Origin of the sequence: Aquipseudomonas ullengensis (assembly GCF_014174475.1) — a bacterium.
In the GTDB taxonomy this organism is placed as follows: Bacteria; Pseudomonadota; Gammaproteobacteria; order Pseudomonadales; family Pseudomonadaceae; genus Aquipseudomonas; species Aquipseudomonas ullengensis.
The window spans coordinates 367,594-390,410 of the sequence record NZ_JACJUD010000001.1 but is presented as its reverse complement, the minus strand read 5'-3'; the positions used below and the strand labels follow the sequence as shown (position 1 = coordinate 390,410).

The window sequence follows — 22,817 nt, the reverse complement described above, 5'->3', positions numbered from 1 at the left end:
TGCAGTGACATGGATAGCTCTGGCGGAAGGAGTTGAGCAGTGTCCGTTCTATTTTCGTTGTTACGCAGTCGCTTGCTGCGGCCGGTGTTTATCGCGCTGGGTGTCGCCATGTTGGTGCAGGTCGGCCTGGCGGTATGGCTGACGCGCGCGACCGTCGACGACCTGGTGCAGGACCTGACTCAGCGCCTCGGTGGTGAAAGCGAGCGCCTGGCTGGTGAGCTGGGCAAGGCTGAGCGCGAGATGAGTGATGGCCTGGCGGCCTTGTCGGCCAATACGCGCGAGCGCCTGGGTGGTGGCCTGACCAGTCAGCTGAAGGGTGAGCAGGTGCAGTTGCGCCAGGTGCTGGAGGAGAACCTTAAGCAATCCGGCAACTCCATGGCGCAGCTGCTGGCTGGCGTGGCGCCCAAGGCCATCTGGGATAACGACGTGCCTGCGCTGACTGCCTTCACGCGCATTGTCCAGCGTGATCCGGCAGTGCTGTTTGCCGTGTATTACGACGCTCAGGGGCAGCGCCTGACCCGCAACTTCAATCGCAGCAGTCAGCAGGTGCGTGACTTGGTGGCGGCCGGGCAGGGCAAGACGCCGCTCGAGCGCCTGGTGGATGCGGCCTCGCGTGATGCGCGGGTGCATATGGTTGAAGTCGAAATCAACCCGATGGGCGCGCCGATCGGCAAGGTCCAGCTGGGGCTTTCTCTGGATGGCGTGGAGAAGGAATTGGCCGCTCTGGACGGGCGCTTCGCCACGCTGGTCGGCAATGCGGGCGAGTTGGTCGACAGCAGTCTGGCGGGTGCGGCGCAGGAAAGTACCAGAGCGCTGCAGCAGCGTCTGAAGCTGGCCGAAAAGGCCACTCAGGATATGGCCGAAAATGGCAGTGAGACGGTGCAGAAGGCGGCCGAGAGTTTGCGGTGGCGGATTGCCGTTGGGCTGCTGGTGGTCGGAGTGCTGGCCTTGGTTGCGGTGGCGCTGGTGCTGGGCTGGCGGGTGCTCAGTCGCCTGCAGTTGTTGATCGCCGCCTTGAAGGATCTGGCGGCGGGTGAGGGCGACCTGACACGCCGTGTGCAACTGGATAGTGACGATGAAGTCGGCGACATGGCCGATGCGGTCAACCGGTTCATCGCCAAGCTGCAGCCGATTGTGCGTGAGGCGGGCGATGTGGCCCTGCGTACCGGCGAAGAAATACGTAGCCTGGCGCAGCGCAGTGCGGCGGCCGAAGCGGCTTCCGCGCGGCAGCGTGACGAGGTGGCGGGCAGCCTGCGTGCGCTGGAGGATATGGCGGGCGCGGCCCAGGCGGAAAGTCAGGCAATGCATGATGCTCAGCAGCGGGTTGCAGCGATTCGCCAGGCAGCGCACGAGAATGCGGCGATTGCCACCAAGGTGGGTGGGCTGATTGAGGCGCTAGTGGCTCGGGTGGACAGCGGCTCGGCGGTGATCGAGCGCCTGGCGCGGCAGAGTGAGCAGATCGAAGTGGTGCTCACGGTTATTCAGTCCATCGCCGAGCAGACCAACCTATTGGCGCTGAACGCGGCGATCGAGGCAGCGCGTGCGGGTGAAAGCGGGCGCGGTTTTGCCGTGGTGGCGGACGAGGTGCGGGCGCTGGCCAGCAAGACTCAGCAATCCACGGGCGATATTCAGGCGCATATCACCGCATTGCAGCAGGGCGCGCGTGAGGCGGTGGCGGTTATCGGCCAGGCGGGCGAGCAGGCGGCGCAGGGAATGCAGGCATTGCGCGACAGTGCGCGTCTACAGCAGTCGGTGCAGGCTTCGGTGGATGAGGTGCATGGCGCCATCGATACCGCCAGTCGGGCGGCGGCGCATCAGGCTGAGGGTGCGAGTGCGGTGCGCGGGCGGGTCGAAGTGATTCATGCCGAGGCGCAGCGTGCGGCGCGTGAAGTCAGCGAGACGGCAGCCAGTGGTCGGGTGCTGGATGGGCTGGTGGCCCAGCTCAAGGCCAGCTTTGCTCAATTCAAGGTCTGATGGCGTAGAGGCGAGCTTGCATGAGCTCGCCTCTATCTGCGGTTTTCAGAGGCCAGAAAAGACAAAACCGAGCCAGGGGCTCGGTTTTGTCTTGAAGAGTGGTGCCCAGGAGAAGACTCGAACTTCCACGGTGTTGCCACCGCTAGGACCTGAACCTAGTGCGTCTACCAATTCCGCCACCTGGGCACATTGCGATAATTGCTCATCGACTTTTTGCAGCGGCTACCGATTGGTCGGTACGGCGTTGCTGCTCCGTGAAAACGAAACCGAGCCATCGGCTCGGTTGCTGAATAATGGTGCCCAGGAGAAGACTCGAACTTCCACGGTGTTGCCACCGCTAGGACCTGAACCTAGTGCGTCTACCAATTCCGCCACCTGGGCACGGGAAACGATGATTGCTCGGCGTTTCCGTGGTACAACGTCTCAGCAACGTTGTGGGCGCGAATAATACGGGCGGCCTTTTTTCTTGTAAACCCCTGATGGCAAAAAAATTATTGTCGTTGGAAAAGCTGACCCTCGATGCCGTTTCGCGCTTCAATAGGCACATGGCACACACATCTATATATAAGCGTAAAGGTAATTTCACTTAATGGCCGATTGGCAATCCCTCGACCCTGAGGCCGCCCGCGAGGCGGAAAAATACGAAAATCCCATCCCCAGCCGTGAGCTGATTCTGCAGCACTTGTCCGAGCGTGGTTCGCCCGCTGCTCGTGAAGAGTTGCTGGCCGAGCTGGGTCTGACCACCGAAGACCAGGAAGAAGCCCTGCGTCGTCGCCTGCGCGCCATGGAGCGTGACGGTCAACTTATCTATACCCGTCGCGGCACCTATGCGCCGGTGGACAAGCTCGACCTTATCCGTGGTCGCGTCAGCGGTCACCGTGATGGTTTCGGCTTCCTGGTTCCCGATGACGGCAGCGACGACCTGTTCCTCAGCCCGGCGCAGATGCGCCTGGTCTTCGATGGCGATCGCGTGCTGGCACGGGTTGCCGGCCTGGATCGGCGAGGTCGCCGTGAAGGCGCCATTGTTGAAGTGATCGAGCGTGCGCACGAGACCATCGTCGGTCGCTACTTCGAAGAGGCCGGCATCGGCTACGTCGAGGCCGACAACCCGAAGATCCAGCAGGAAGTGCTGGTCACGCCGGGGCGTGCTGGTAATGCCAAGGTCGGTCAGTTCGTCGCGATCAAGATCACCCACTGGCCGACTGCGCGCTTCCAGCCGCAGGGCGATATTGTCGAGGTGGTCGGCAACTACATGGCTCCGGGTATGGAAATCGACGTTGCTCTGCGCAGCTACGATATTCCGCATGTCTGGCCCGAGGCTGTGATCAAGGAAGCGCGCAAGCTCAAGCCCGATGTGGAAGAAGCGGATAAAGAGAAGCGCGTCGACCTGCGTCATCTGCCGTTCGTGACTATCGATGGTGAGGACGCGCGCGACTTCGATGACGCGGTTTATTGCGAGAAAAACAGCAGCGCCTGGAAGCTGTTTTCTGGTGGCTGGAAGCTCTATGTCGCCATCGCTGACGTGTCGCACTACGTCAAGGTCGGTTCGGCGCTGGATGAAGAGGCGACCAAGCGCGGCAACTCGGTGTACTTCCCCGAGCGCGTCGTGCCGATGCTGCCGGAGGAGCTGTCCAACGGCCTATGCTCGCTGAACCCGCATGTCGATCGCCTGGCCATGGTCTGCGAAATGACCATGTCCAAGGCCGGCAAGCTGGTCGATTACCAGTTCTACGAAGCGGTGATCCACTCACATGCGCGCCTGACCTACAACAAGGTCAGCTACATGCTGGAGCAGCCGAAGAGCAGTGAAGGCAAGTCCCTGCGTACGGAGTACAAGGAGGTGCTGCCGCACCTCAAGCAGCTGTACTCCCTGTATCAGGTGCTGCTGGCTGCCCGTCACGAGCGCGGCGCCATCGATTTCGAGACCCAGGAAACCCGCATCATCTTCGGCTCCGAGCGCAAGATCGCGGAGATCCGCCCGACCCAGCGCAACGATGCACACAAGCTGATCGAGGAATGCATGCTGGCGGCCAACGTCGCCACCGCGCAGTTCATGAAGAAGCACGAAGTGCCTTCGTTGTACCGCGTGCACGACGGTCCGCCGCCGGAGCGCCTGGAGAAGCTCAAGGCCTTCCTTACCGAGCTGGGCCTGGTGCTGCACAAGGGCAAGGAAGGTCCGTCGCCGAAGGATTACCAGAAGCTGCTGCAGAGCATTCGCGAGCGGCCGGACTTCCACCTGATCCAGACCGTGATGCTGCGCTCGCTGAGCCAGGCGGTGTATAGCGCCGACAACAACGGTCACTTCGGTCTCAACTACGAAGCCTATACCCACTTCACTTCGCCGATCCGTCGCTACCCGGATCTGCTGGTGCATCGTGCCATTCGCAGTGTGATCCGCTCCAAGATGGACACCCCGCATGTGCGGCGCGCCGGTGCGGTGAGCATGCCCAAGGCGCGTATCTATCCGTACGACGAGGCGGCGCTGGAGCAGTTGGGCGAGCAGTGCTCGATGACCGAGCGGCGCGCTGATGAAGCAACCCGCGACGTGGTCAACTGGCTCAAGTGCGAGTTCATGAAGGATCGCGTCGGCGAGACGTTTGAGGGTGTAATCACGGCGGTGACCGGTTTCGGTCTGTTCGTCGAGCTCAAGGACATCTATGTCGAAGGTCTGGTGCATGTCTCGGCCTTGCCGGGCGACTACTACCACTTCGATCCGGTCCACCATCGTCTGGCTGGCGAACGCAGCGGGCGCAGTTTCCGTCTTGGCGACAGCGTGGAAGTGAAGGTCATGCGCGTCGATCTCGACGAGCGCAAGATCGACTTCGAGATGTCCCAGGCAGCTATCGATGCGCCAGTCGGGCGCAAGCGCAGCGGCGCGCGTGGCGAGCCGGCGGCCGAGAAGGCGTCGGCTGACAAGGGTGCTCGTCGTGGCAAGAGTGCGACCGGTGCCGTTGCTGGCAATACGGACGTGCAGAAGAGCCGCGACCTGAAGAAGGCGCTGCTGTCGGGCGCCAAGTCGGGTGGCAGCAAGCCTGCCGCGGGTCGTGCGTCGGATGGTGCGGCGAAGAAAGCGCCGAGCCATCGCAAGGGCGCTCCGAAGGCAGGCTCTGCGCCGGCTGCCGCGAGCAAGTCTCGTCAGCGCAAGGCCAAGCCATGAGTCAGCTGGAAAAAGTCTACGGCGTGCACGCCGTAGAGGCCCTGCTGCGTCATCACCCGAAGCGGGTCAAGCAGCTCTGGCTGGCCGAGAGTCGGCAGGACCCGCGCGTGCAGGTGCTGCTCGAACTGGCCGGGCAGAATCGAGTGCCAGTGGGGCAGAAAGACCGGCGCGAGCTGGATGAGTGGGCCGAGGGCGTGCATCAGGGGGTGGTGGCGGAAGTCAGCCCCAGTCAGGTGTGGGGCGAGGCGATGCTCGAGGAGTTGCTCGACCGCCGTGACGGTCCGCCGTTGCTGCTGGTGCTGGATGGGGTGACCGATCCGCACAACCTGGGCGCGTGCCTGCGTACCGCTGATGCGGCGGGTGCGCTGGCGGTCATCGTGCCCAAGGACAAGTCGGCGACCCTCAATGCGACCGTGCGTAAAGTCGCCTGCGGCGCTGCCGAAGTGATTCCGCTGGTTGCCGTGACCAACCTGGCGCGTACCCTGGAGAAGCTCCAGCAGCGTGGCCTGTGGGTGGTCGGCACTGCCGGCGAGGCTGAGCAGGACGTCTATCAGCAGGACCTGACCGGGCCGATCGTGCTGGTCATGGGCGCGGAAGGCAAGGGCATGCGGCGCCTGACGCGTGACCTGTGCGACTACTTGGTCAAGCTGCCGATGTCCGGCAGCGTCAGCAGCCTCAACGTGTCCGTGGCGACCGGCATCTGCCTGTTCGAAGCTGTGCGTCAGCGCCAGGCCAAGCGCTAGCTCGTCGCGAGATCGTGCTTGGAAAGCCGGCGCCTCAGGGCGCCGGTTTGCGTCGCGCCGGCTATTTTTGGCGGGCTTGCGCTGTTCAAATAATCACCAGTTCGCCTTGCGCCCGGCAGGGGGCTTCTCTAGAATGTCGCCCCTTGCTGTGACGGCAGGCGTTTGCGCGCCCACCGCCCGGCAAGATCAAACGAGTCATTCACTCCTTGCCTGACCATCTTTTGTTGGCAGGCTACAACCCGTAAGGAGCATTCATGCGTCATTACGAAATCATCTTTCTGGTTCACCCGGACCAGAGCGAGCAAGTCGGCGGCATGGTCGAGCGTTACACCAAGCTGATCGAAGAAGACGGCGGCAAAGTACATCGTCTGGAAGATTGGGGCCGTCGCCAACTGGCTTACGCCATCAACAATGTTCACAAGGCTCACTACGTGATGCTGAACGTTGAGTGCAGCGGCAAAGCCCTGGCCGAGCTGGAAGACAACTTCCGCTACAACGATGCCGTGATCCGTAACCTGGTCATCCGTCGCGACGAAGCCGTTACCGGCCAGTCCGAGATGCTCAAGGCTGAGGAAAACCGCAGTGAGCGTCGTGAGCGTCGCGATCGCGTTGAAACCGACTCCGCCGAAGGCGAAGACGGCGACAACAGCGACAGCAACGACAACGCTGACGAGTAATCCACGGATCTATTGAGGAGCCACTGTCATGGCACGTTTTTTCCGTCGTCGTAAGTTCTGCCGTTTCACCGCCGAAGGCGTGAAAGAGATCGACTTCAAGGATCTCAACACCCTGAAGGCCTACATCTCCGAAACCGGCAAGATCGTTCCTAGCCGTATCACCGGTACCAAGGCCAAGTACCAGCGTCAGCTGGCTGTCGCTATCAAGCGCGCCCGCTACCTGGCCCTGCTGCCCTACACCGACAGCCACGGCCGTTGATAACAGTCAGTCGACTGAGTAGTAAGGGATAACCGCATGCGTGCCTTGGCTGAGTTGATCATGCGCGGCCGCATGCAGGCCACCCTGGTGGTGGTCGGTTCGGCGGCAGTGCCGCTGTTGTTCTGGTTGAGTGCCGCTGCCAGCTGCCTAGTGCTGCTGCGGCGGGGTCCGAAGGATGCCATTGGCATCCTTGCCTGGGCGATGTTGCCGGCTCTGGTCTGGTGGCATTTCGGCGAACCGCGCACCTTGATGGTGTTGCTGGGCTCGCTGGGGTTGGCGCTGTTGTTGCGCGCCGGCCACTCCTGGGTACGCGTGCTGCTTGGCAGCATGGCGTTGGGCCTGGTGTATGGCGTGGTTCTGGGGGCGGTGTTCCGCGAACCCATCGCGGATCTGGCTGGCGAGCTGCATAAGCTCATGCCGCAGATGCTCGAAGGGGTCTACCAGCAGTTTTCGGTAGATGAGCGAGCGCGCCTGGAGGCACTGATTGCACCGGTACTCACCGGTTTGATGGCGGCGCTGCTGCAGATCGTCAGCCTGCTGTGCCTGATGCTTGGGCGCTACTGGCAGGCGGCGTTGTACAACCCGGGTGGTTTCGGGCGCGAATTCAGCGCCTTGCGACTACCGCCGGCACTGGCCTTCGGTCTGTTGCTGGTCATGCTCATCGGCCCGAATCTCGGGGTTGAGCTGGCCATGCTGACGCCGCTGTGCAGTGTGCCGCTGGCGTTTGCCGGGCTGGCTCTGCTGCACGGATTGGGCTTGGCCCGGTTCTGGCTGGTGGGGCTGTACGTGGCGCTGCTGCTGTTCATGCAGCTGATTTATCCGTTACTGGTGGCCGTGGCCATCGTCGACAGTCTGATTGATTTTCGTGGTCGCCTGGCGCGCAAGAACGGCGCCGGCTCCGCGAACGGTGAAGGTTAAAAGTTCAAGAGGTAAGACCCAAATGGAAGTTATCCTGCTGGAAAAAATCGCCAACCTGGGCAACCTGGGCGATAAGGTCAACGTCAAAGCTGGTTACGGCCGTAACTACCTGCTGCCGCAGGGCAAAGCTACCGCTGCTACCGCTGAGAACGTTGCTGCGTTCGAAGTTCGTCGCGCTGAACTGGAAAAGGCTGCTGCCGAGAAGAAAGCTTCTGCTGAAACTCGCGCTGCCCAACTGGCTGAGCTGGAAGTGACCATCACTGCCACCGCTGGCGACGAAGGCAAACTGTTCGGCTCCATCGGCACCCACGACATCGCTGATGCCCTCACCGCCGCTGGCGTTGAAGTGGCCAAGGCTGAAGTTCGTCTGCCGAACGGCACCATTCGCCAGGTTGGCGAATTCGACGTAGCTGTGCACCTGCACACCGACGTTGAAGCAACCGTCAAGGTTGTTGTCGTAGCTGCATAAGTCAGCCGACTTGCGGGCTTGCGCTGACGCGCAGGCCTGCTGACAATCGGGCACGTCATTGCATCTGCAGTGCCGTGCCCGTTTTCATTCTGGAAGAGCCTTTTGCAAAGCGCGTTTGCGCCCAGAGCCCCCTTTGCAAAAGCGTTCGCGCATTGGAATCACAGGTGCCATGAACGACATCAGCGTCCCTCAACAGTACGATCTGGAAACCGCCGCACTCAAAGTGCCGCCACATTCGATCGAGGCCGAACAGGCCGTGCTGGGTGGCCTGGTGCTGGACAACAATGCCTGGGAGCGGGTGCTCGATCAGGTATCCGATGGCGATTTCTATCGGCATGACCACCGCTTGATCTTCCGCGCCATCTTCAAGCTGGCCGAGCGCAACTCGCCGTTCGACGTGGTGACCCTGGCCGAACAGCTGGACAAGGAAGGCCAGTTGCCGCAGGTCGGCGGCCTGGCCTACCTCGGCGAGTTGGCCAAGAACACCCCGTCGGTGGCCAACATCAAGGCCTATGCGCAGATCATTCGCGAGCGCGCCACCCTGCGCCAGCTGATAGGCATCAGTGCGGATATCGCCGACAGTGCCTATGCGCCGCAGGGGCGTACCGGTGAGGAAATCCTCGACGAGGCCGAACGCCTGATCTTCCAGATCGCCGAAGCGCGGCCGAAGACCGGCGGTCCGGTGGGCATCAACGACATCCTGGTCAAGGCCATCGATCGCATCGACTCGCTGTTCAACAACGGCGACGCGATCACCGGCCTGTCTACCGGTTTCGGCGACCTGGACAACCTGACCAGCGGCCTGCAGCCGGCCGACATGGTGATCGTTGCTGGTCGTCCCTCCATGGGTAAGACCACGTTCGCCATGAACCTGGTGGAAAACGCCCTGATGCGCAGCGACAAGGCGATCCTGGTCTACTCGCTGGAGATGCCGTCGGAATCTATCGTTATTCGTATGCTCGCTTCGCTCGGTCGCATCGACCAGACCAAGGTCCGTGCCGGCCGCCTGGACGACGACGATTGGCCACGCCTGACCTCGGCGGTCAACCTGCTCAACGACCGCAAGCTGTTCATCGACGACACCGCCGGCATCAGCCCGTCGGAGATGCGTGCGCGCACCCGGCGCCTGGCCCGCGAGCACGGCGAGATCGGCCTGATCATGGTCGACTACCTGCAGCTGATGCAGATCCCTGGCTCCAGCGGCGACAACCGGGTCAACGAGATCTCCGAGATCTCGCGCTCGCTCAAGGCCCTGGCCAAGGAATTCAACTGCCCGGTGATCGCCCTGTCGCAGCTCAACCGGGGGCTGGAGCAGCGGCCGAACAAGCGCCCGATCAACTCCGACTTGCGTGAATCCGGGGCAATCGAGCAGGACGCCGACATCATCATGTTCGTTTACCGGGACGAGGTGTATCACCCCGAGACCGAGTACAAGGGCGTTGCCGAGATCATCATCGGCAAGCAGCGTAACGGCCCACTGGGCACGGCGCGGCTGGCGTTCCTCGGCAAGTACTCGCGTTTCGAGAACCTGGCACCGGGTACCTATCAGTTCGACGAGGAATAACTCGTCAGGCTGTAACCCGTAGTGCTTCTACGGGCTGGTTCACACCGGCGCAGTGTCCTACGCCATGGCTCAGATCAATGAAAGCGGGCGCCCAGCGGTTAAGATGGGCGCCCGTTTTCGTTTACCCGGAGCCTGTGTCATGCGTCCTCTAGTCGCCACCATCGATCTGGCCGCCATTCGCCATAACTACGCGCTGGCCAAGCGCTGCGCGCCGGGTCGTCAGGCGTTTGCGGTGGTCAAGGCGAATGCCTACGGGCATGGCGTGCGCGAAGTGGTCACGGCGCTGCATGACGAGGCTGACGGCTTTGCCGTGGCCAGCCTGGAAGAGGCGGCCGAGGTGCGTGCGCTGCATGGCGAGGCGCGCATCCTGCTGCTGGAAGGCTGCTTCGCTGCCGAGGAGCTGCCGATCGCCGCGCAGCTACGCCTGGATATCGTCGTGCAAGGCGCCGAGCAGGCGGCCGCGTTGCTGGCGGCAGCGTTGCCGCAACCGTTGAATGTCTGGCTCAAGCTGGATTCCGGCATGCATCGCCTGGGCCTGTCGCCGCAGGCGGTGCGCGACTGGCATGCACGCCTGCGCAATGCGCCGCAGGTCGCCGAGCTGAACCTGCTCAGCCACTTCGCCTGCGCCGATGAGCGCGCCCATCCGCTGATCGAGCAGCAGGTGGAAGTATTTCTCGATCTGCTCGACCTGGATTTTGACCAGCGTAGCTTGGCCAACTCCGCCGCCCTGCTGACCATCCCCGCCTCGCACATGGACTGGCTGCGCCCCGGCATCATGCTCTACGGCGCCACGCCGTTTGCCGATCTTTCGGTGCTCGAACTGGGGTTGAAGCCAGTGATGAGCCTGACGGCGCAGCTGATTGCCGTGCGCGACGTGGCGGTGGGCGAGAGCGTGGGTTATGGCGCGAGCTGGGTGGCCGAGCGGCCCTCGCGCATCGGTACGGTCAGTTGCGGTTATGCCGATGGCTACCCACGGCATGCGCCGAGCGGTACGCCGGTGCTGGTGGATGGGCAGCGTGTCGAGTTGGTCGGGCGGGTGTCGATGGACATGCTGGCGGTCGATCTGACCCACCTGCCGGATGCGCAGGTCGGTGCTGCGGTGGAGCTGTGGGGCGCGTACCTACCGGTCGACGAGGTGGCCCAGGCCGCCGGCACGATTGGCTACGAGTTGCTGACCAAGGTCACGGCGCGGGTGCCGCGCCGCTACCTGGCTTAGCGCCTCGCTTCAGATCAGCCCGCTGGGCACTTTCAGTACGTCCAGTTCCAGACAGGCCTGCTGGCTGAGCTTGCCGTCGCTGCCCTGCATCACGTAACCCGAGCGTCCCTGTTGTTTGGCCTGGTACAGCGCCTCGTCGGCGGCCTTGTACAGGCTGGCGAACTGCTGTGCGTGCTGCGGGTACAGCGCGGCGCCGAGGCTGATGGTCACGGTCAGGCGGTTGGCGCCATACAGCACCGGTTTGGCCAGCTCGCAGAGCAGGCGTCCGGCGATTTCCTGGGCGTGTTGCTGGGCATCGGCGCCACAGATCAGTACGGCGAACTCATCGCCACCCAGGCGCGCGACCATGTCGTTGGCGCGCACATGCTCACGCAGGCGCTGGCCGATGCTGCGCAGCAACAGGTCGCCGGCATCGTGGCCGTAGCGGTCGTTGATCGGCTTGAAGTGATCGAGGTCGATCAGGATCAGCACTACCGATTCTTCGCGGCGCTCGGCATCTGCCAGCGCGGTTTCCGCGCGCTCGATCAGGTAGCGGCGGTTGGGCAGTTCGGTCAGTGGATCGTGGAAGGCCGCATGTTGCAGTTCCAGCTCGCGTTCGCTGAGGCGCTGGTTGGCCTGGGCCAGTTCGGCGGTGCGTTGCTTGACCGCGCTTTGCAGCTCGTCGGCGCTGGTCTGCATCTGCGCCAGGCGCGCGGTTTTCTCGCGGTCAGCCTGCACCAGGGCTTCGCCTCGCTCCTGCTTGAGCATCTGGATGCGGTAGGCCAGGGCGAAGGAGAACAGGATCGACTCGGCGGCCACCGACAGGGGGAAGACATAGGCGTTCCAGGTGGCCGGTTGCACCAGGCCGGTGGCGCGCATCAACGCCAGGCTGATGCTGCTGAGGATCAGGCCGTAACCGCAGAGGTAGAGCAGGGCGGGGAAGTAGCCCTGGCGCCAGCGGATCACAGCGGCACCGAGCGCGGCGGGGATGCTGGTCAGCGACAGCAGGGCGATGATCCAGGCGGCGGCGTAGCGTTGGTCCAGGCCTTCGAGGCCGATCGCCAAAACGTAGCAGACACAGGCAAACGTCAGCAGGTGGTGGGCCCAGCGCACATGGCGGCGGGTCTGCAGCAGGGTCTGGGTGAAGCGGCAGGCGCAGAAGCCCCAGATCGAGGGCAGGGTGACGCGATCCAGCCAGAACGGTACGGGATTGTCTGGCCACAGGTGCTGGAAGCCATGTCCACTCATGCTGAGGATCATCAGCAGGGCGCCGGCGGTGGTCAGCACGTACCAGAAGTAGGCCGAGTCGCGCAGGCTGAAGAAGATGAACAGGTTGTACAGCAGCAGGGCGGCGATGATGCCGTAGACCACGCCCAGGGCGAGGTTTTCATCGGTCGCTACCTGGGTCAGGTCATCCAGCTGCCAGATGCGCAGGGGAAAGGAGTTGCCGGCCGGGTCGTAGCTGCGCAGGTAGAAGGTCTGCGGCGACTCGCTCAATGCCGGCAGCTTGAACAGCATGTGGCGGTAATCGTGGTCACGGCCGGCGGCGTAGCTGACGCGCTCGCCGGACTCGTGCGCTTGCCAGCCAGCGGCGCCATTGGGCTGGTACAGGCGCAGGTCGAGCTGGGTCACCGAGCCGACTTCCAGCCACCACTGTTGTGGCGCTTCTCTGGCCGCTTGCAGGCTGACCTTGATCCACCAGGGGTTGCGCGTCTGCCCGACCGAGGCACGGCCGGCGGCGGGAACGAAGCGCTGTTGCACGGCCGGGTCGGCCATGTCGGCGATGTCCAGCGTGCCGCTGGGGTCTTCCAGCAGCTCGATATGTTTGTTCAGCGACTGCCCGCTGCTGCCTTTGTGCAGCAGCACGGTGTCGGCAAAGGCTTGGCCGGCCAGGCTCAGCAGGCACGCGACCAACAGCAGCGCTTGCAGGGAAATGCGTCGCACCGTTACGGCTCCTTGTACACGGCTCCTGGCCGGGCTGATTTCTTATCTGGGCGAGTATAGCCGTGAGTGTGATCTCAAATCCCGTGCTCTGTCGGGGGCACAGCGACTGAGCGTGCTACTCGGACTCTGTACATTTTTTGTGCTATATTCCGCGCCCCTGAAATTCCATGCTGGTCATCCCGATGCAAGCCGCCAAGCCGCTGTTCGACTATCCCAAGTACTGGGCCGAATGTTTCGGGCCCGCGCCTTTCCTGCCGATGAGCCGGGAAGAGATGGATCAGCTTGGCTGGGATTCCTGCGACATCATCATCGTCACCGGCGATGCCTATGTGGACCATCCGTCCTTCGGCATGGCGATCATCGGCCGGCTGCTGGAATCGCAAGGTTTCCGCGTCGGCATCATCGCCCAGCCGAACTGGCAGTCGAAAGACGATTTCATGAAGCTTGGTGAGCCGAACCTGTTCTTCGGCGTCGCCGCCGGCAACATGGACTCGATGATCAACCGCTACACCGCCGACAAGAAGATCCGCTCCGACGACGCCTACACTCCGGGCGGCCTGGCCGGCTCGCGCCCGGATCGCGCCAGCCTGGTGTACAGCCAGCGCTGCAAGGAAGCCTACAAGCACGTACCGATCGTGCTCGGCGGTATCGAGGCCTCGCTGCGCCGTATCGCCCATTACGATTACTGGCAGGACAAGGTGCGCAACTCGATCCTGATCGATGCCTGCGCCGACATCCTGCTGTACGGCAACGCCGAACGCGCCATCGTCGAAGTGGCCCAGCGCCTGTCGTTCGGCCAGAAGATCGAAGAGATCACCGATGTGCGCGGCACCGCGTTCATCCGCCGCGATACGCCGCAGGGCTGGTACGAAGTGGACTCCACCCGTATCGATCGTCCGGGCAAGGTCGACAAGATCATCAACCCGTACGTGAATACCCAGGACACTGCCGCCTGCGCCATCGAGCAGGAAAAAGGTCCGCAGGAAGACCCCAACGAGGCCAAAGTCGTCGAGCTGCTGCCCAGCCCGAAGATGACCCGGGCCAAGACCGTGATCCGCCTGCCGTCCATGGAAAAGGTGCGCAACGACCCGGTTCTCTACGCCCACGCCAACCGCGTGCTGCACCTGGAAACCAACCCGGGCAACGCCCGCGCGCTGGTGCAGAAGCATGGCGAGGTGGATGTGTGGTTCAACCCGCCACCCATCCCGATGACCACCGAAGAGATGGACTACGTGTTCGGCATGCCCTATCAGCGCATCCCGCACCCGGCGTACGGCAAGGCGAAGATCCCGGCCTACGAGATGATCCGTTTCTCGGTCAACATCATGCGCGGCTGCTTCGGCGGCTGCACCTTCTGCTCGATCACCGAGCACGAAGGGCGGATCATCCAGAACCGCTCGGAAGAGTCGATCATTCGCGAGATCGAAGAGATCCGCGACAAGGTGCCGGGCTTCACCGGGGTGATTTCCGACCTCGGCGGGCCGACCGCCAACATGTACCGCATCGCCTGCAAGAGCCCGGAAATCGAATCCGCGTGCCGCAAGCCGTCGTGCGTGTTCCCCGGTATCTGCCCGAACCTGAACACCGACCATTCGTCGCTGATCCAGCTGTACCGCAGTGCCCGCGCGCTGCCGGGCGTGAAGAAAATCCTGATCGCTTCCGGCCTGCGCTACGACCTCGCCGTCGAGTCGCCGGAGTATGTGAAGGAGCTGGTCACCCACCACGTCGGTGGCTACCTGAAGATCGCCCCGGAGCACACCGAGGAAGGTCCGCTCAACCAGATGATGAAGCCGGGCATTGGCAGCTATGACAAGTTCAAGCGCATGTTCGAGAAGTACTCGAAAGAGGCGGGCAAGGAGCAGTACCTGATCCCGTACTTCATCGCCGCCCACCCCGGTACCACCGACGAAGACATGATGAACCTGGCCCTGTGGCTCAAAGGCAACGGCTTCCGTGCCGACCAGGTGCAGGCCTTCTACCCGTCGCCGATGGCCACTGCCACGGCCATGTACCACTCGGGCAAGAACCCGCTGCGCAAGGTCAGCTACAAGAGCGACGGCGTGACCATCGTCAAGAGCGAGGAGCAGCGCCGCCTGCACAAGGCCTTCCTGCGTTATCACGATCCGAAAGGCTGGCCGGTGCTGCGTGAGGCGCTGACCCGCATGGGGCGCGCTGATCTGATCGGGTCGGGCAAGAACCAGCTGATCCCGCTGCACCAGCCGGCGACCGACAGCTACCAGAGCGCGCGCCGGAAGAACTCGACGCCGGCCGGTAGCCACAAGGTCGCCAAGGAAACCACCAAGATCCTCACCCAGCACACCGGCCTGCCGCCGCGCGCCACTGATGGCAGCAAGCCGTGGGACAAGCGCGAGGAAGCCAAGGCCGCCGCCCAGGCGCGCAACAAGGCTGCGGCCAAGGAGCGCGCGGACGAGAAGAAGGGCGGCAAGAAGAAGCCTGCGCCGAAGTACGCGCCGCGCTGAGTGTTAGAGGGTTCCCGCGCCGAGCGTGGGAGCGACCAAAGACACTGCCGGTAAGCCTGTGATGGTGGTGTCGCACCGTGGCCCAACCCTCTTCCCCGTCGTCCCCGCGCAGGCGGGGACCCAGAGGGCTCGACTCGACTCGGTAAGGCAAGGGGCGCGGCGCTGCCTGTGCTGGATCCCCGCCTTCGCGGGGATGACGGGCTGGAAAACCTGGCTGCACTATCCATCAATCACGAAGACGCAGTTTGTAGGCGGCTGATGGTGGGCGCGCGCGGCGAAGCCCGACGGTGGCCGCGCGGCCAGGCGCCTTTTCTGTGCGTCGCCGCTCCCCGCTGTTGGGCGTCGCCCTGTTGTGGTGCTGCACCTGCCCTACAGCCCGCTGAAACCGTGCAAAGGCTACTGGCATAACTCTTGCGCAGCTCAGGTATCGCCCTGGCTTGCAGGAGGCCCGCCGTGTCGATTCATGTCGCACTGCATCACGTTACCCATTATCGCTACGATCGCCTGGTCAACCTCGGCCCCCAGATCGTGCGCCTGCGTCCAGCACCCCACAGCCGTACGCGCATCCTCTCCTATGCCCTCAAGGTCGAGCCGGGCGAGCACTTCATCAACTGGCAGCAGGACCCGCAGGGCAATTACCTGGCGCGCCTGGTGTTCCCGGAGAAGACCCGCGAGCTGAAGGTCTCGGTGGACATGGTCGTCGAGATGGCGGTGTTCAACCCCTTCGACTTCTTCCTCGAACCCTATGCCGAGGAAATCCCCTTCACCTACACCGCCGCCGAGCGCTTCGAGCTGGCGCCCTATCTGGTCAAGCGTCCGGCCCGGCCGGAGTTTGCCCGCTACCTCGAAGGACTCGACCTGAGCACCAAGCGCAGCGTGGATTTCCTCGTCGCGCTGAACCAGAAACTGTCCACCGACATCGCCTACCTGATCCGCATGGAACCAGGTGTGCAGAGCCCCGAGGAAACCCTGATCAAGGGCTCCGGCTCGTGCCGCGACTCGGCCTGGCTGCTGGTGCAGATCTTCCGTCATATCGGCCTGGCGGCGCGCTTCGTCTCCGGTTACCTGATCCAGCTCACTGCCGATGTGAAGGCGCTGGACGGGCCGTCCGGCACTGACGTCGACTTCACCGACCTGCACGCCTGGTGCGAGGTCTATCTGCCGGGCGCCGGCTGGATCGGCCTCGATCCGACCTCCGGGCTGTTCGCCGGCGAAGGCCATATCCCGCTGGCCTGCAGCCCGGAGCCCTCGTCGGCGGCGCCGATCAGCGGAGCGGTAGACGAGGCGGAAGTCGAGTTCGGCCACGAGATGCGCGTCGAGCGGGTCTGGGAGGCGCCGCGCGTCACCCAGCCTTACAGCGAGGAGCAGTGGCAGGAAATCCTCGCCCTCGGTGAGCAGATCGACATCGAACTGCAGGATCAGGACGTGCGCCTGACCATGGGCGGCGAGCCGACCTTCGTCGCCATCGACTACCCCGACGCCGCGGAGTGGAATACCGCAGCCCTCGGCCCGAACAAGCGGCGCCTGGCCGCCGAGCTGTTCCACCGCATGCGCAGCCACTACGCACCGAATGCCCTGGTGCACTTCGGCCAGGGCAAGTGGTACCCCGGCGAGCAACTGCCGCGCTGGTCGTTGAACTGTTTCTGGCGCAAGGATGGCGAGCCGATCTGGCAGGACCCGGCGCTGTATGCCGACGAAACCCGCTACTACGGCGCCGATGCGCGCCTGGCCGCACGCTTCCTGGCGACCCTGGCCGGGCACCTCGGGGTTTCCGCCGAGCATGCCTTCCCGGCCTACGAGGACTGGCTCTATTACCTGTGGCGCGAGCGCAAGCTGCCGGGCAACGTCACCCCGGACGATCCGCGCCTGGCCGACCCGCTGGAGCGCGACCGCCTGCGCAAGGTGTTCAGCCGCGGCCTGGGCGAAGTGGTCGGGCATGTCATCCCCCTGGCCCGCAGCCTGGACGGCGAGCAGTGGCTGAGCGGTTCCTGGTACCTGCGCGAAGAACACTGCCGGCTGCTGCCGGGCGACTCGGCGATGGGCTACCGGCTGCCGCTGGATTCGCAGCCCTGGGTCGCCGAGTCCGATTACCCCTACGTGCACGCGGCCGACCCCAACCAGGCATTCCCCGTGCTGCCGGCGCAGTCGCAGATCCAGGCGCAGCTGCGCATGCCGTTGTTCCCGCAGAAACACGCCGAAGATGATGACTGGCAGGACCCGGCGCCGGAGAAATTCGAGTCGGCCACCGACATCGTACGCACCGCCTTGTGCGCCGAGCCGCGCGACGGCCGCCTGTACCTGTTCATGCCACCGCTGGAGCGCCTGGAGGATTACCTCGAGCTGGTCGCCGCCATCGAGTCCACCGCCCGCGAGCTGCGTTGCCCGGTGTTGATGGAAGGCTACGAGCCGCCCAGCGATCCGCGCCTGAGCAACTTCCGCGTCACCCCGGACCCGGGCGTGATCGAGGTCAACATCCACCCCTCGGCCAACTGGGGCGAGCTGGTCGAACGCACTGAATTTCTCTACGAGGCGGCACGGCAGACGCGCCTGACCAGCGAGAAATTCATGATCGACGGGCGCCACACCGGCACCGGCGGCGGCAACCACTTCGTCCTCGGCGGCGCCACCCCGGCGGACTCGCCCTTCCTGCGCCGCCCGGACCTGCTGCGCAGCCTGATCAGCTACTGGCACAACCACCCATCGCTGTCCTACCTGTTCAGCGGCCTGTTCATCGGCCCGACCTCGCAGGCGCCACGGGTCGACGAGGCGCGCAACGATGCCCTCTACGAACTCGAAGTGGCCTTCGCGCAAATGCCCGAGCCGGGCCACGAGTGCCCGCCCTGGCTGGTCGACCGCCTGCTGCGCAACCTGCTGGTGGACGTCACCGGCAACACCCACCGCGCCGAGTTCTGCATCGACAAGCTGTATTCGCCGGACAGTGCCAGCGGCCGCCTCGGCCTGCTCGAACTGCGCGCCTTCGAGATGCCGCCCCATGCGCGCATGAGCCTGGCCCAGCAGGTGCTGCTGCGTGGCCTGGTGGCGCATTTCTGGGACGAGCCCTACCAGCCGCCGAAGCTGGCGCGCTGGGGCACCGAGCTGCACGATCGCTTCCTGCTGCCACACTTCATCGAGCAGGACTTCAACGATGTGGTGCACGAACTCAATGCCTGCGGCTACCCGGTGCGCGCCGAATGGTTCGCGCCACACCTGGAGTTCCGCTTCCCCAAGGTCGGCGACTATCAGGTCAAGGGCATCGGCCTGGAGCTGCGCCAGGCCCTCGAACCCTGGCATGTGCTGGGCGAGGAGGGCGCCCCCGGTGGCACCGTGCGCTACGTCGATTCGTCGCTGGAGCGCATGCAGGTACGCCTCGACGGCCTGGCCCCGGATCGCTACGTACTGACCTGCAACGGCGTACCGGTGCCGCTGCGAGCCACCGGCAAGGTCGGCGAGTTCATCGGCGGCGTGCGCTACCGCGCCTGGCAGCCGCCGAACTGCCTGCAACCGACCATCGGCGTGCACGCGCCGCTGGTGTTCGACCTGGTGGATACCTGGATGAACCGCTCCCTGGGCGGCTGCCAGTACCATGTCGCCCACCCCGGCGGGCGCAACTACGACACCCTGCCGGTCAACGCCTACGAGGCCGAAAGCCGGCGCCTGGCGCGCTTCTTCCGCCACGGCCATAGTCCGGGTGTGCTGACGGCAGTGCCGCCAATCAACAATAATGAACTGCCGATGACCCTGGATCTGCGGCGGGTGTGATCCCGCCTGGGGCGCGCGCCCTGTAGGCGCCAGCTGGCTGACGATCCCGGTGACGACACCGCAGATCGCCAGCCAGCTGGCTCCTACACAAACAGAGCCCAGTGCCTATTACCGAGCCTGCCATGTCTGACCTGCTTGCCGACTACCCGCACCCCGATGCGGCTTATCACGAACTGCTCGATGCCAAGGGCGGCGTGCGCCCGCATTGGCGTCGCCTGTTCGACCAGTTGCAGCGCAGCAGCCCGGCGCAATTGCAGCAGCGCCAGGACCTGCTGACCCGGCAGATCCAGGAAAACGGCGTGACCTACAACGTCTACGCCAACCCGGACGGCGCCGATCGGCCGTGGGAGCTGGACCTGCTACCCAACCTGATCCCGGTCGAGGAGTGGCAACAGATCGCCGCCGGCGTGGCCCAGCGTGCCGGCCTGCTGAACAGCGTGCTGGCCGACCTCTATGGCCCGCAGCAGCTGATCGCCGATGGCCTGCTGCCGCCCGAGCTGGTCTTCGGTCACGACAATTTTCTCTGGCCGTGCCAGGGCGTGCAGCCACCGGGCGGCACCTTCCTGCACCTGTATGCGGTGGACCTGGCGCGTGCGCCGGACGGCCGCTGGTGGGTCACCGCCGACCGCACCCAGGCGCCCTCGGGCGCCGGTTATGCGCTGGAGAACCGGCAGATCATCTCGCGCGCCTTTCCCGAGCTGTACCGCGACCTGCGCGTGCAGTACCTCGGCGGCTTCTTCCGCACCCTGCAGGACACCCTGGCACGCCAGGCCCCGGCCGAAGGCGAGACGCCGCTGGTGGTGCTGCTGACCCCGGGGCGCTTCAACGAAAGCTATTTCGAACACCTGTACCTGGCGCGCCAGCTCGGTTATCCGCTGGTGGAAGGCAGCGACCTGACCGTGCGCGACGCCACCGTCTACCTCAAGACCCTGGCCGGCCTGCGCCGCGTGCATGCGGTGCTGCGCCGCCTGGATGATGACTTCTGCGACCCGCTGGAGCTGCGTACCGACTCCGCCCTCGGCGTGCCCGGCCTGCTCGAAGCGGTGCGCCAGGGTCGCGTGCTGGTGGCCAACGCCCTCGGCAGTGGCGTGCTGGAGTCGCCGGGGTTGCCGGGTTTCCTGCCGGCGATCAGCGAGAAACTGCTCGGCGAGGAACTGCTGCTGCCGTCCATCGCCAGCTGGTGGTGCGGCGAGCCGCCGGTGCTGGACGAGGCCCTGGAAAAGCTCGATGAGCTGCTGGTGCGGCCGAGCTTCCCGTCGCAAAGTTTTGCCCCGCTGTTCGGTCGCAACCTCGATACCGCCCAGCGCGAGGAACTGGCCGAGCGTCTGCGGGCGCGCCCCTACGCCTATGTCGCCCAGGCCCTGGCGCAGCTATCGCAGGCGCCGATCTGGCAGGCCGACGAGGGCAGTGGCGAAGCCGGTCGCCTGCAACCACGGGCGATTGGCATGCGTGTATTCGCCGTGGCCAGTGCCGACGGTTACCGGGTAATGCCCGGCGGCCTGACCCGCGTGGCCGCCGATGCCGACGCCGAAGTGGTGTCGATGCAGCGCGGCGGCGCCAGCAAGGACACCTGGGTGCTTGGTGAGCGGCATGCCGGTGGTGAGCCCTGGCAGTGGTTGCGACCGTTGGGCGTGGCCGACCTGGTACGCAGCGACCCCTTCCTGCCGTCGCGGGTGGTGGAAAACCTGTTTTGGTTCGGTCGCTACAGTTCGCGCTGCGAAGACGGCGCGCGCCTGCTGCGCATCATGCTGGCGCGCTATGTCGATGATGACGATGACCCGCAGGCCCTGCAGACCGCCCTGGCCCTGGGCGAGCGCCTCGGCCTGTTGCCGGACGCCGGCAGCGGTGAGCTGGAGGAGCGTCTGCAGGAAGCCCTGCTCGGCGAGGAGTGGCCGGCCAGCCTGCGTGCCAACCTGCAGCGCCTGCAGTGGTCTGCCGGCAGCGTGCGCGGCAAGCTGTCCCAGGCCAACTGGCAGGCTCTGCTCGAATTGCAGCGCGAGGCGCAGAGCCTGGAGGCGCAGCAAGCCGATTTCGGCGACCAGCTGGAGTTTCTCAACCGCCTGCTGATGTCGCTGGCGGCGCTGGCGGGTTTCGCCCTCGATGACATGACCCGCGACGATGGCTGGCGCTTCCTCATGCTTGGTCGCTGCATCGAACGCCTGCAGTTCCTCGCCGAAAGCATCGCCGAATTCCTCCGCAGCCTGGCCGTACGTGACCAGTCTGCACTGGAGTGGCTGCTGGAACTGGGCAACAGCAGCATCACCTACCGCACCCGCTACCTGGCCTCGGCACAGCTGATCCCGGTGCTCGACCTGCTGCTGCTCGACGAACAGAACCCGCATTCGGTGATCTTCCAGCTGCGCATGCTGCTGCGCTCGCTGCGTCGCCTGCACGAGAGCTTCGATTTTGTCAGCAACAGTCGCCTGCCCGAACTGGAGCGCAAGTTGTCCGCCTTCAACCTCGGCAGCCTGGAAAACCCGCTGTTCGGCCAGTCCGGCATCCGCGCCGTGCTCGGTGGCCTGGCTGACCTGCTGCTGCAGATCGTCGACGGCGCCGGGCAGGTTTCCGATCAACTGGCACTGCGCTTTTTCGTGCACGTAGACGCCAGCCAGCGGACACTCTCGTCATGACGTTCGCTTCCTACCAGATCATCCACGACACCCACTACCGCTACTCGGCGCCGGTATCCCTGGCCCAGCAGTTGGCCCACCTGTGGCCGCGCGAGTGCGCCTGGCAGCGCTGCGGCGAGCGCCAGTTGCACGTCAGCCCACAGCCGACCAAGCGCCAGGATGGCGTGGACGTGTACGGCAACCCGCTGACCCGCCTGGCCTTCGAGTGCCCACATGACGAGCTGCGGGTCAGCGCGCGCCTGCGCATCGACGTGCTGGCCCGGCCCAACTTAGACCTGGCGGACTCACCCGCCTGGGAAGACGCCTGCACGGCGTTGCGTTACTCCGGCCAGCCACTCAGCGCCGAAGTGCTGGAGGCCACGCGCTACCGCTTCCAGTCGCCCTATGTGCACCTCAAGCAGGCCTTCGCCGCGTTCGCCGCCGACTGCTTCCCGCCAGGGCGGCCGTTGCTGGTGGCGGTGCGCGCACTGATGCAGAAGATCTTCGACGAATTCACCTTCGACGACGAAGCCACCCAGGTGGCGACGCCACTGCTGCAGGTGCTGGAAGAGCGTCGCGGGGTGTGCCAGGACTTCGCCCACCTGATGCTCGCCTGTCTGCGCTCGCGCGGCCTGGCGGCGCGCTACGTCAGCGGCTACCTGCTGACCCAGCCGCCACCCGGCCAGCCCCGGCTGATCGGCGCGGACGCCTCGCACGCCTGGCTCGCCGTGTACTGCCCGCGTCAGGGCTGGGTCGACTTCGACCCGACCAACAACCTGCTGCCGGCGCTGGAGCACATCACTCTCGGCTGGGGTCGCGACTTCGCCGACGTGTCGCCCCTGCACGGGGTGATCCTCGGCGGCGGCACCCACGACCCGGACGTGCGGGTAACGGTGATGCCGCTGGGTGAGTCGCTGCAGTCTGTTGGCTGAGTCGTCGAAGCCAGCCCCAAGCTCGGCCCTGCCCAACTGATGGGGCTTGCCTCCCTTCTCCCTTTGGGAGAAGGGCCGGGGATGAGGGAATCCCCGGCCACTCGAAATAACTGTTGCCCAACGCTCCTCCTCCCAAC

General features: G+C 64.7%; 14 protein-coding genes and 2 tRNA genes. 13 read left to right on the top strand and 3 right to left on the bottom strand.

The annotated features are described in order from the left end of the window. The first annotated feature begins 39 nt into the window (after positions 1–39). Positions 40–1,974, top strand: a complete 1,935-nt coding sequence (locus tag H3H51_RS01710) for a methyl-accepting chemotaxis protein (RefSeq protein ID WP_183087286.1) — start codon at positions 40–42, stop codon at positions 1,972–1,974. A gap of 99 nt (positions 1,975–2,073) precedes the next feature. On the opposite strand, the gene H3H51_RS01705 is transcribed toward H3H51_RS01710, so the two are convergent. Together H3H51_RS01705 and H3H51_RS01700 are read right to left on the bottom strand one after the other, a co-directional pair. Then, positions 2,074–2,160: transfer RNA gene (locus H3H51_RS01705), tRNA-Leu, on the bottom strand. Positions 2,161–2,268: 108 nt separating this feature from the next. Continuing rightward, positions 2,269–2,355, bottom strand: a tRNA-Leu gene (locus tag H3H51_RS01700). Positions 2,356–2,563: 208 nt separating this feature from the next. On the opposite strand from H3H51_RS01700, the gene rnr reads away from it, so the two are divergent. The 8 genes from rnr to alr all read left to right on the top strand — a co-directional run bounded on the left by rnr (position 2,564) and on the right by alr (position 10,977). Continuing rightward, the gene (gene rnr, locus H3H51_RS01695) at positions 2,564–5,131 is read left to right on the top strand and encodes a ribonuclease R (RefSeq protein ID WP_183087285.1); all 2,568 of its coding nucleotides are present in this window, start codon (positions 2,564–2,566) and stop codon (positions 5,129–5,131) included. Further along, positions 5,128–5,874 carry a 23S rRNA (guanosine(2251)-2'-O)-methyltransferase RlmB gene (gene rlmB, locus H3H51_RS01690; RefSeq protein WP_183087284.1) on the top strand — a complete coding sequence of 249 codons (747 nt, stop codon included), beginning with the start codon at positions 5,128–5,130 and terminating at the stop codon, positions 5,872–5,874. The genes rnr and rlmB overlap by 4 nt, the downstream gene beginning before the upstream one ends. Before the next feature lie 254 nt (positions 5,875–6,128). Then, positions 6,129–6,551, top strand: a complete 423-nt coding sequence (rpsF, locus tag H3H51_RS01685; protein WP_183087283.1) for a 30S ribosomal protein S6 — start codon at positions 6,129–6,131, stop codon at positions 6,549–6,551. Positions 6,552–6,579: 28 nt separating this feature from the next. Then, a complete protein-coding gene (gene rpsR, locus H3H51_RS01680; RefSeq protein WP_021701047.1) occupies positions 6,580–6,810 on the top strand; it encodes a 30S ribosomal protein S18 in 231 nt (76 codons plus the stop codon). A gap of 36 nt (positions 6,811–6,846) precedes the next feature. After that, entirely contained in the window at positions 6,847–7,728 is an 882-nt protein-coding gene (locus H3H51_RS01675) for a hypothetical protein (protein ID WP_183087282.1), read from the top strand. Between the two features lie 22 nt (positions 7,729–7,750). Next, a complete protein-coding gene (gene rplI, locus H3H51_RS01670; RefSeq protein WP_183087281.1) occupies positions 7,751–8,197 on the top strand; it encodes a 50S ribosomal protein L9 in 447 nt (148 codons plus the stop codon). Positions 8,198–8,366: 169 nt separating this feature from the next. Then, entirely contained in the window at positions 8,367–9,761 is a 1,395-nt protein-coding gene (gene dnaB, locus H3H51_RS01665; RefSeq protein WP_183087280.1) for a replicative DNA helicase, read from the top strand. A gap of 139 nt (positions 9,762–9,900) precedes the next feature. After that, positions 9,901–10,977, top strand: a complete 1,077-nt coding sequence (gene alr / locus H3H51_RS01660; RefSeq protein ID WP_183087279.1) for an alanine racemase — start codon at positions 9,901–9,903, stop codon at positions 10,975–10,977. Between the two features lie 9 nt (positions 10,978–10,986). On the opposite strand, the gene H3H51_RS01655 is transcribed toward alr, so the two are convergent. Next, on the bottom strand, positions 10,987–12,900 hold the full coding sequence (locus H3H51_RS01655) for a sensor domain-containing diguanylate cyclase (protein ID WP_407926452.1): 1,914 nt from the start codon (positions 12,898–12,900) through the stop codon (positions 10,987–10,989). A 182-nt stretch (positions 12,901–13,082) separates the two neighbouring features. Here H3H51_RS01655 and H3H51_RS01650 point away from each other — a divergent pair, with 182 nt between their 5' ends. From H3H51_RS01650 to H3H51_RS01635, 4 genes are all read left to right on the top strand, one after another. Next, the gene (locus H3H51_RS01650) at positions 13,083–15,380 is read left to right on the top strand and encodes a YgiQ family radical SAM protein (protein WP_183088006.1); all 2,298 of its coding nucleotides are present in this window, start codon (positions 13,083–13,085) and stop codon (positions 15,378–15,380) included. 453 nt (positions 15,381–15,833) lie between these two features. Next, a complete protein-coding gene (locus H3H51_RS01645) occupies positions 15,834–19,139 on the top strand; it encodes a transglutaminase family protein (RefSeq protein ID WP_183087278.1) in 3,306 nt (1,101 codons plus the stop codon). A gap of 122 nt (positions 19,140–19,261) precedes the next feature. After that, entirely contained in the window at positions 19,262–21,769 is a 2,508-nt protein-coding gene (locus tag H3H51_RS01640) for a circularly permuted type 2 ATP-grasp protein (protein ID WP_183087277.1), read from the top strand. Then, positions 21,766–22,680: a transglutaminase family protein gene (locus H3H51_RS01635; RefSeq protein WP_183087276.1), complete on the top strand. Its 915-nt coding sequence runs from the start codon at positions 21,766–21,768 to the stop codon at positions 22,678–22,680. Before H3H51_RS01640 ends, H3H51_RS01635 begins: the two co-directional genes overlap by 4 nt. Positions 22,681–22,817 lie beyond the last annotated feature (137 nt).

Coding starts and splice junctions, on each gene's coding strand:
- rnr (WP_183087285.1), top strand. CDS start 2,564: ATGGCCGATTGGCAATCCCTCGACCCTGAGGCCGCCCGCGAGGCGGAA.
- rlmB (WP_183087284.1), top strand. CDS start 5,128: ATGAGTCAGCTGGAAAAAGTCTACGGCGTGCACGCCGTAGAGGCCCTG.
- rpsF (WP_183087283.1), top strand. CDS start 6,129: ATGCGTCATTACGAAATCATCTTTCTGGTTCACCCGGACCAGAGCGAG.
- rpsR (WP_021701047.1), top strand. CDS start 6,580: ATGGCACGTTTTTTCCGTCGTCGTAAGTTCTGCCGTTTCACCGCCGAA.
- H3H51_RS01675 (WP_183087282.1), top strand. CDS start 6,847: ATGCGTGCCTTGGCTGAGTTGATCATGCGCGGCCGCATGCAGGCCACC.
- rplI (WP_183087281.1), top strand. CDS start 7,751: ATGGAAGTTATCCTGCTGGAAAAAATCGCCAACCTGGGCAACCTGGGC.
- dnaB (WP_183087280.1), top strand. CDS start 8,367: ATGAACGACATCAGCGTCCCTCAACAGTACGATCTGGAAACCGCCGCA.
- alr (WP_183087279.1), top strand. CDS start 9,901: ATGCGTCCTCTAGTCGCCACCATCGATCTGGCCGCCATTCGCCATAAC.
- H3H51_RS01650 (WP_183088006.1), top strand. CDS start 13,083: ATGCAAGCCGCCAAGCCGCTGTTCGACTATCCCAAGTACTGGGCCGAA.
- H3H51_RS01640 (WP_183087277.1), top strand. CDS start 19,262: ATGTCTGACCTGCTTGCCGACTACCCGCACCCCGATGCGGCTTATCAC.
- H3H51_RS01635 (WP_183087276.1), top strand. CDS start 21,766: ATGACGTTCGCTTCCTACCAGATCATCCACGACACCCACTACCGCTAC.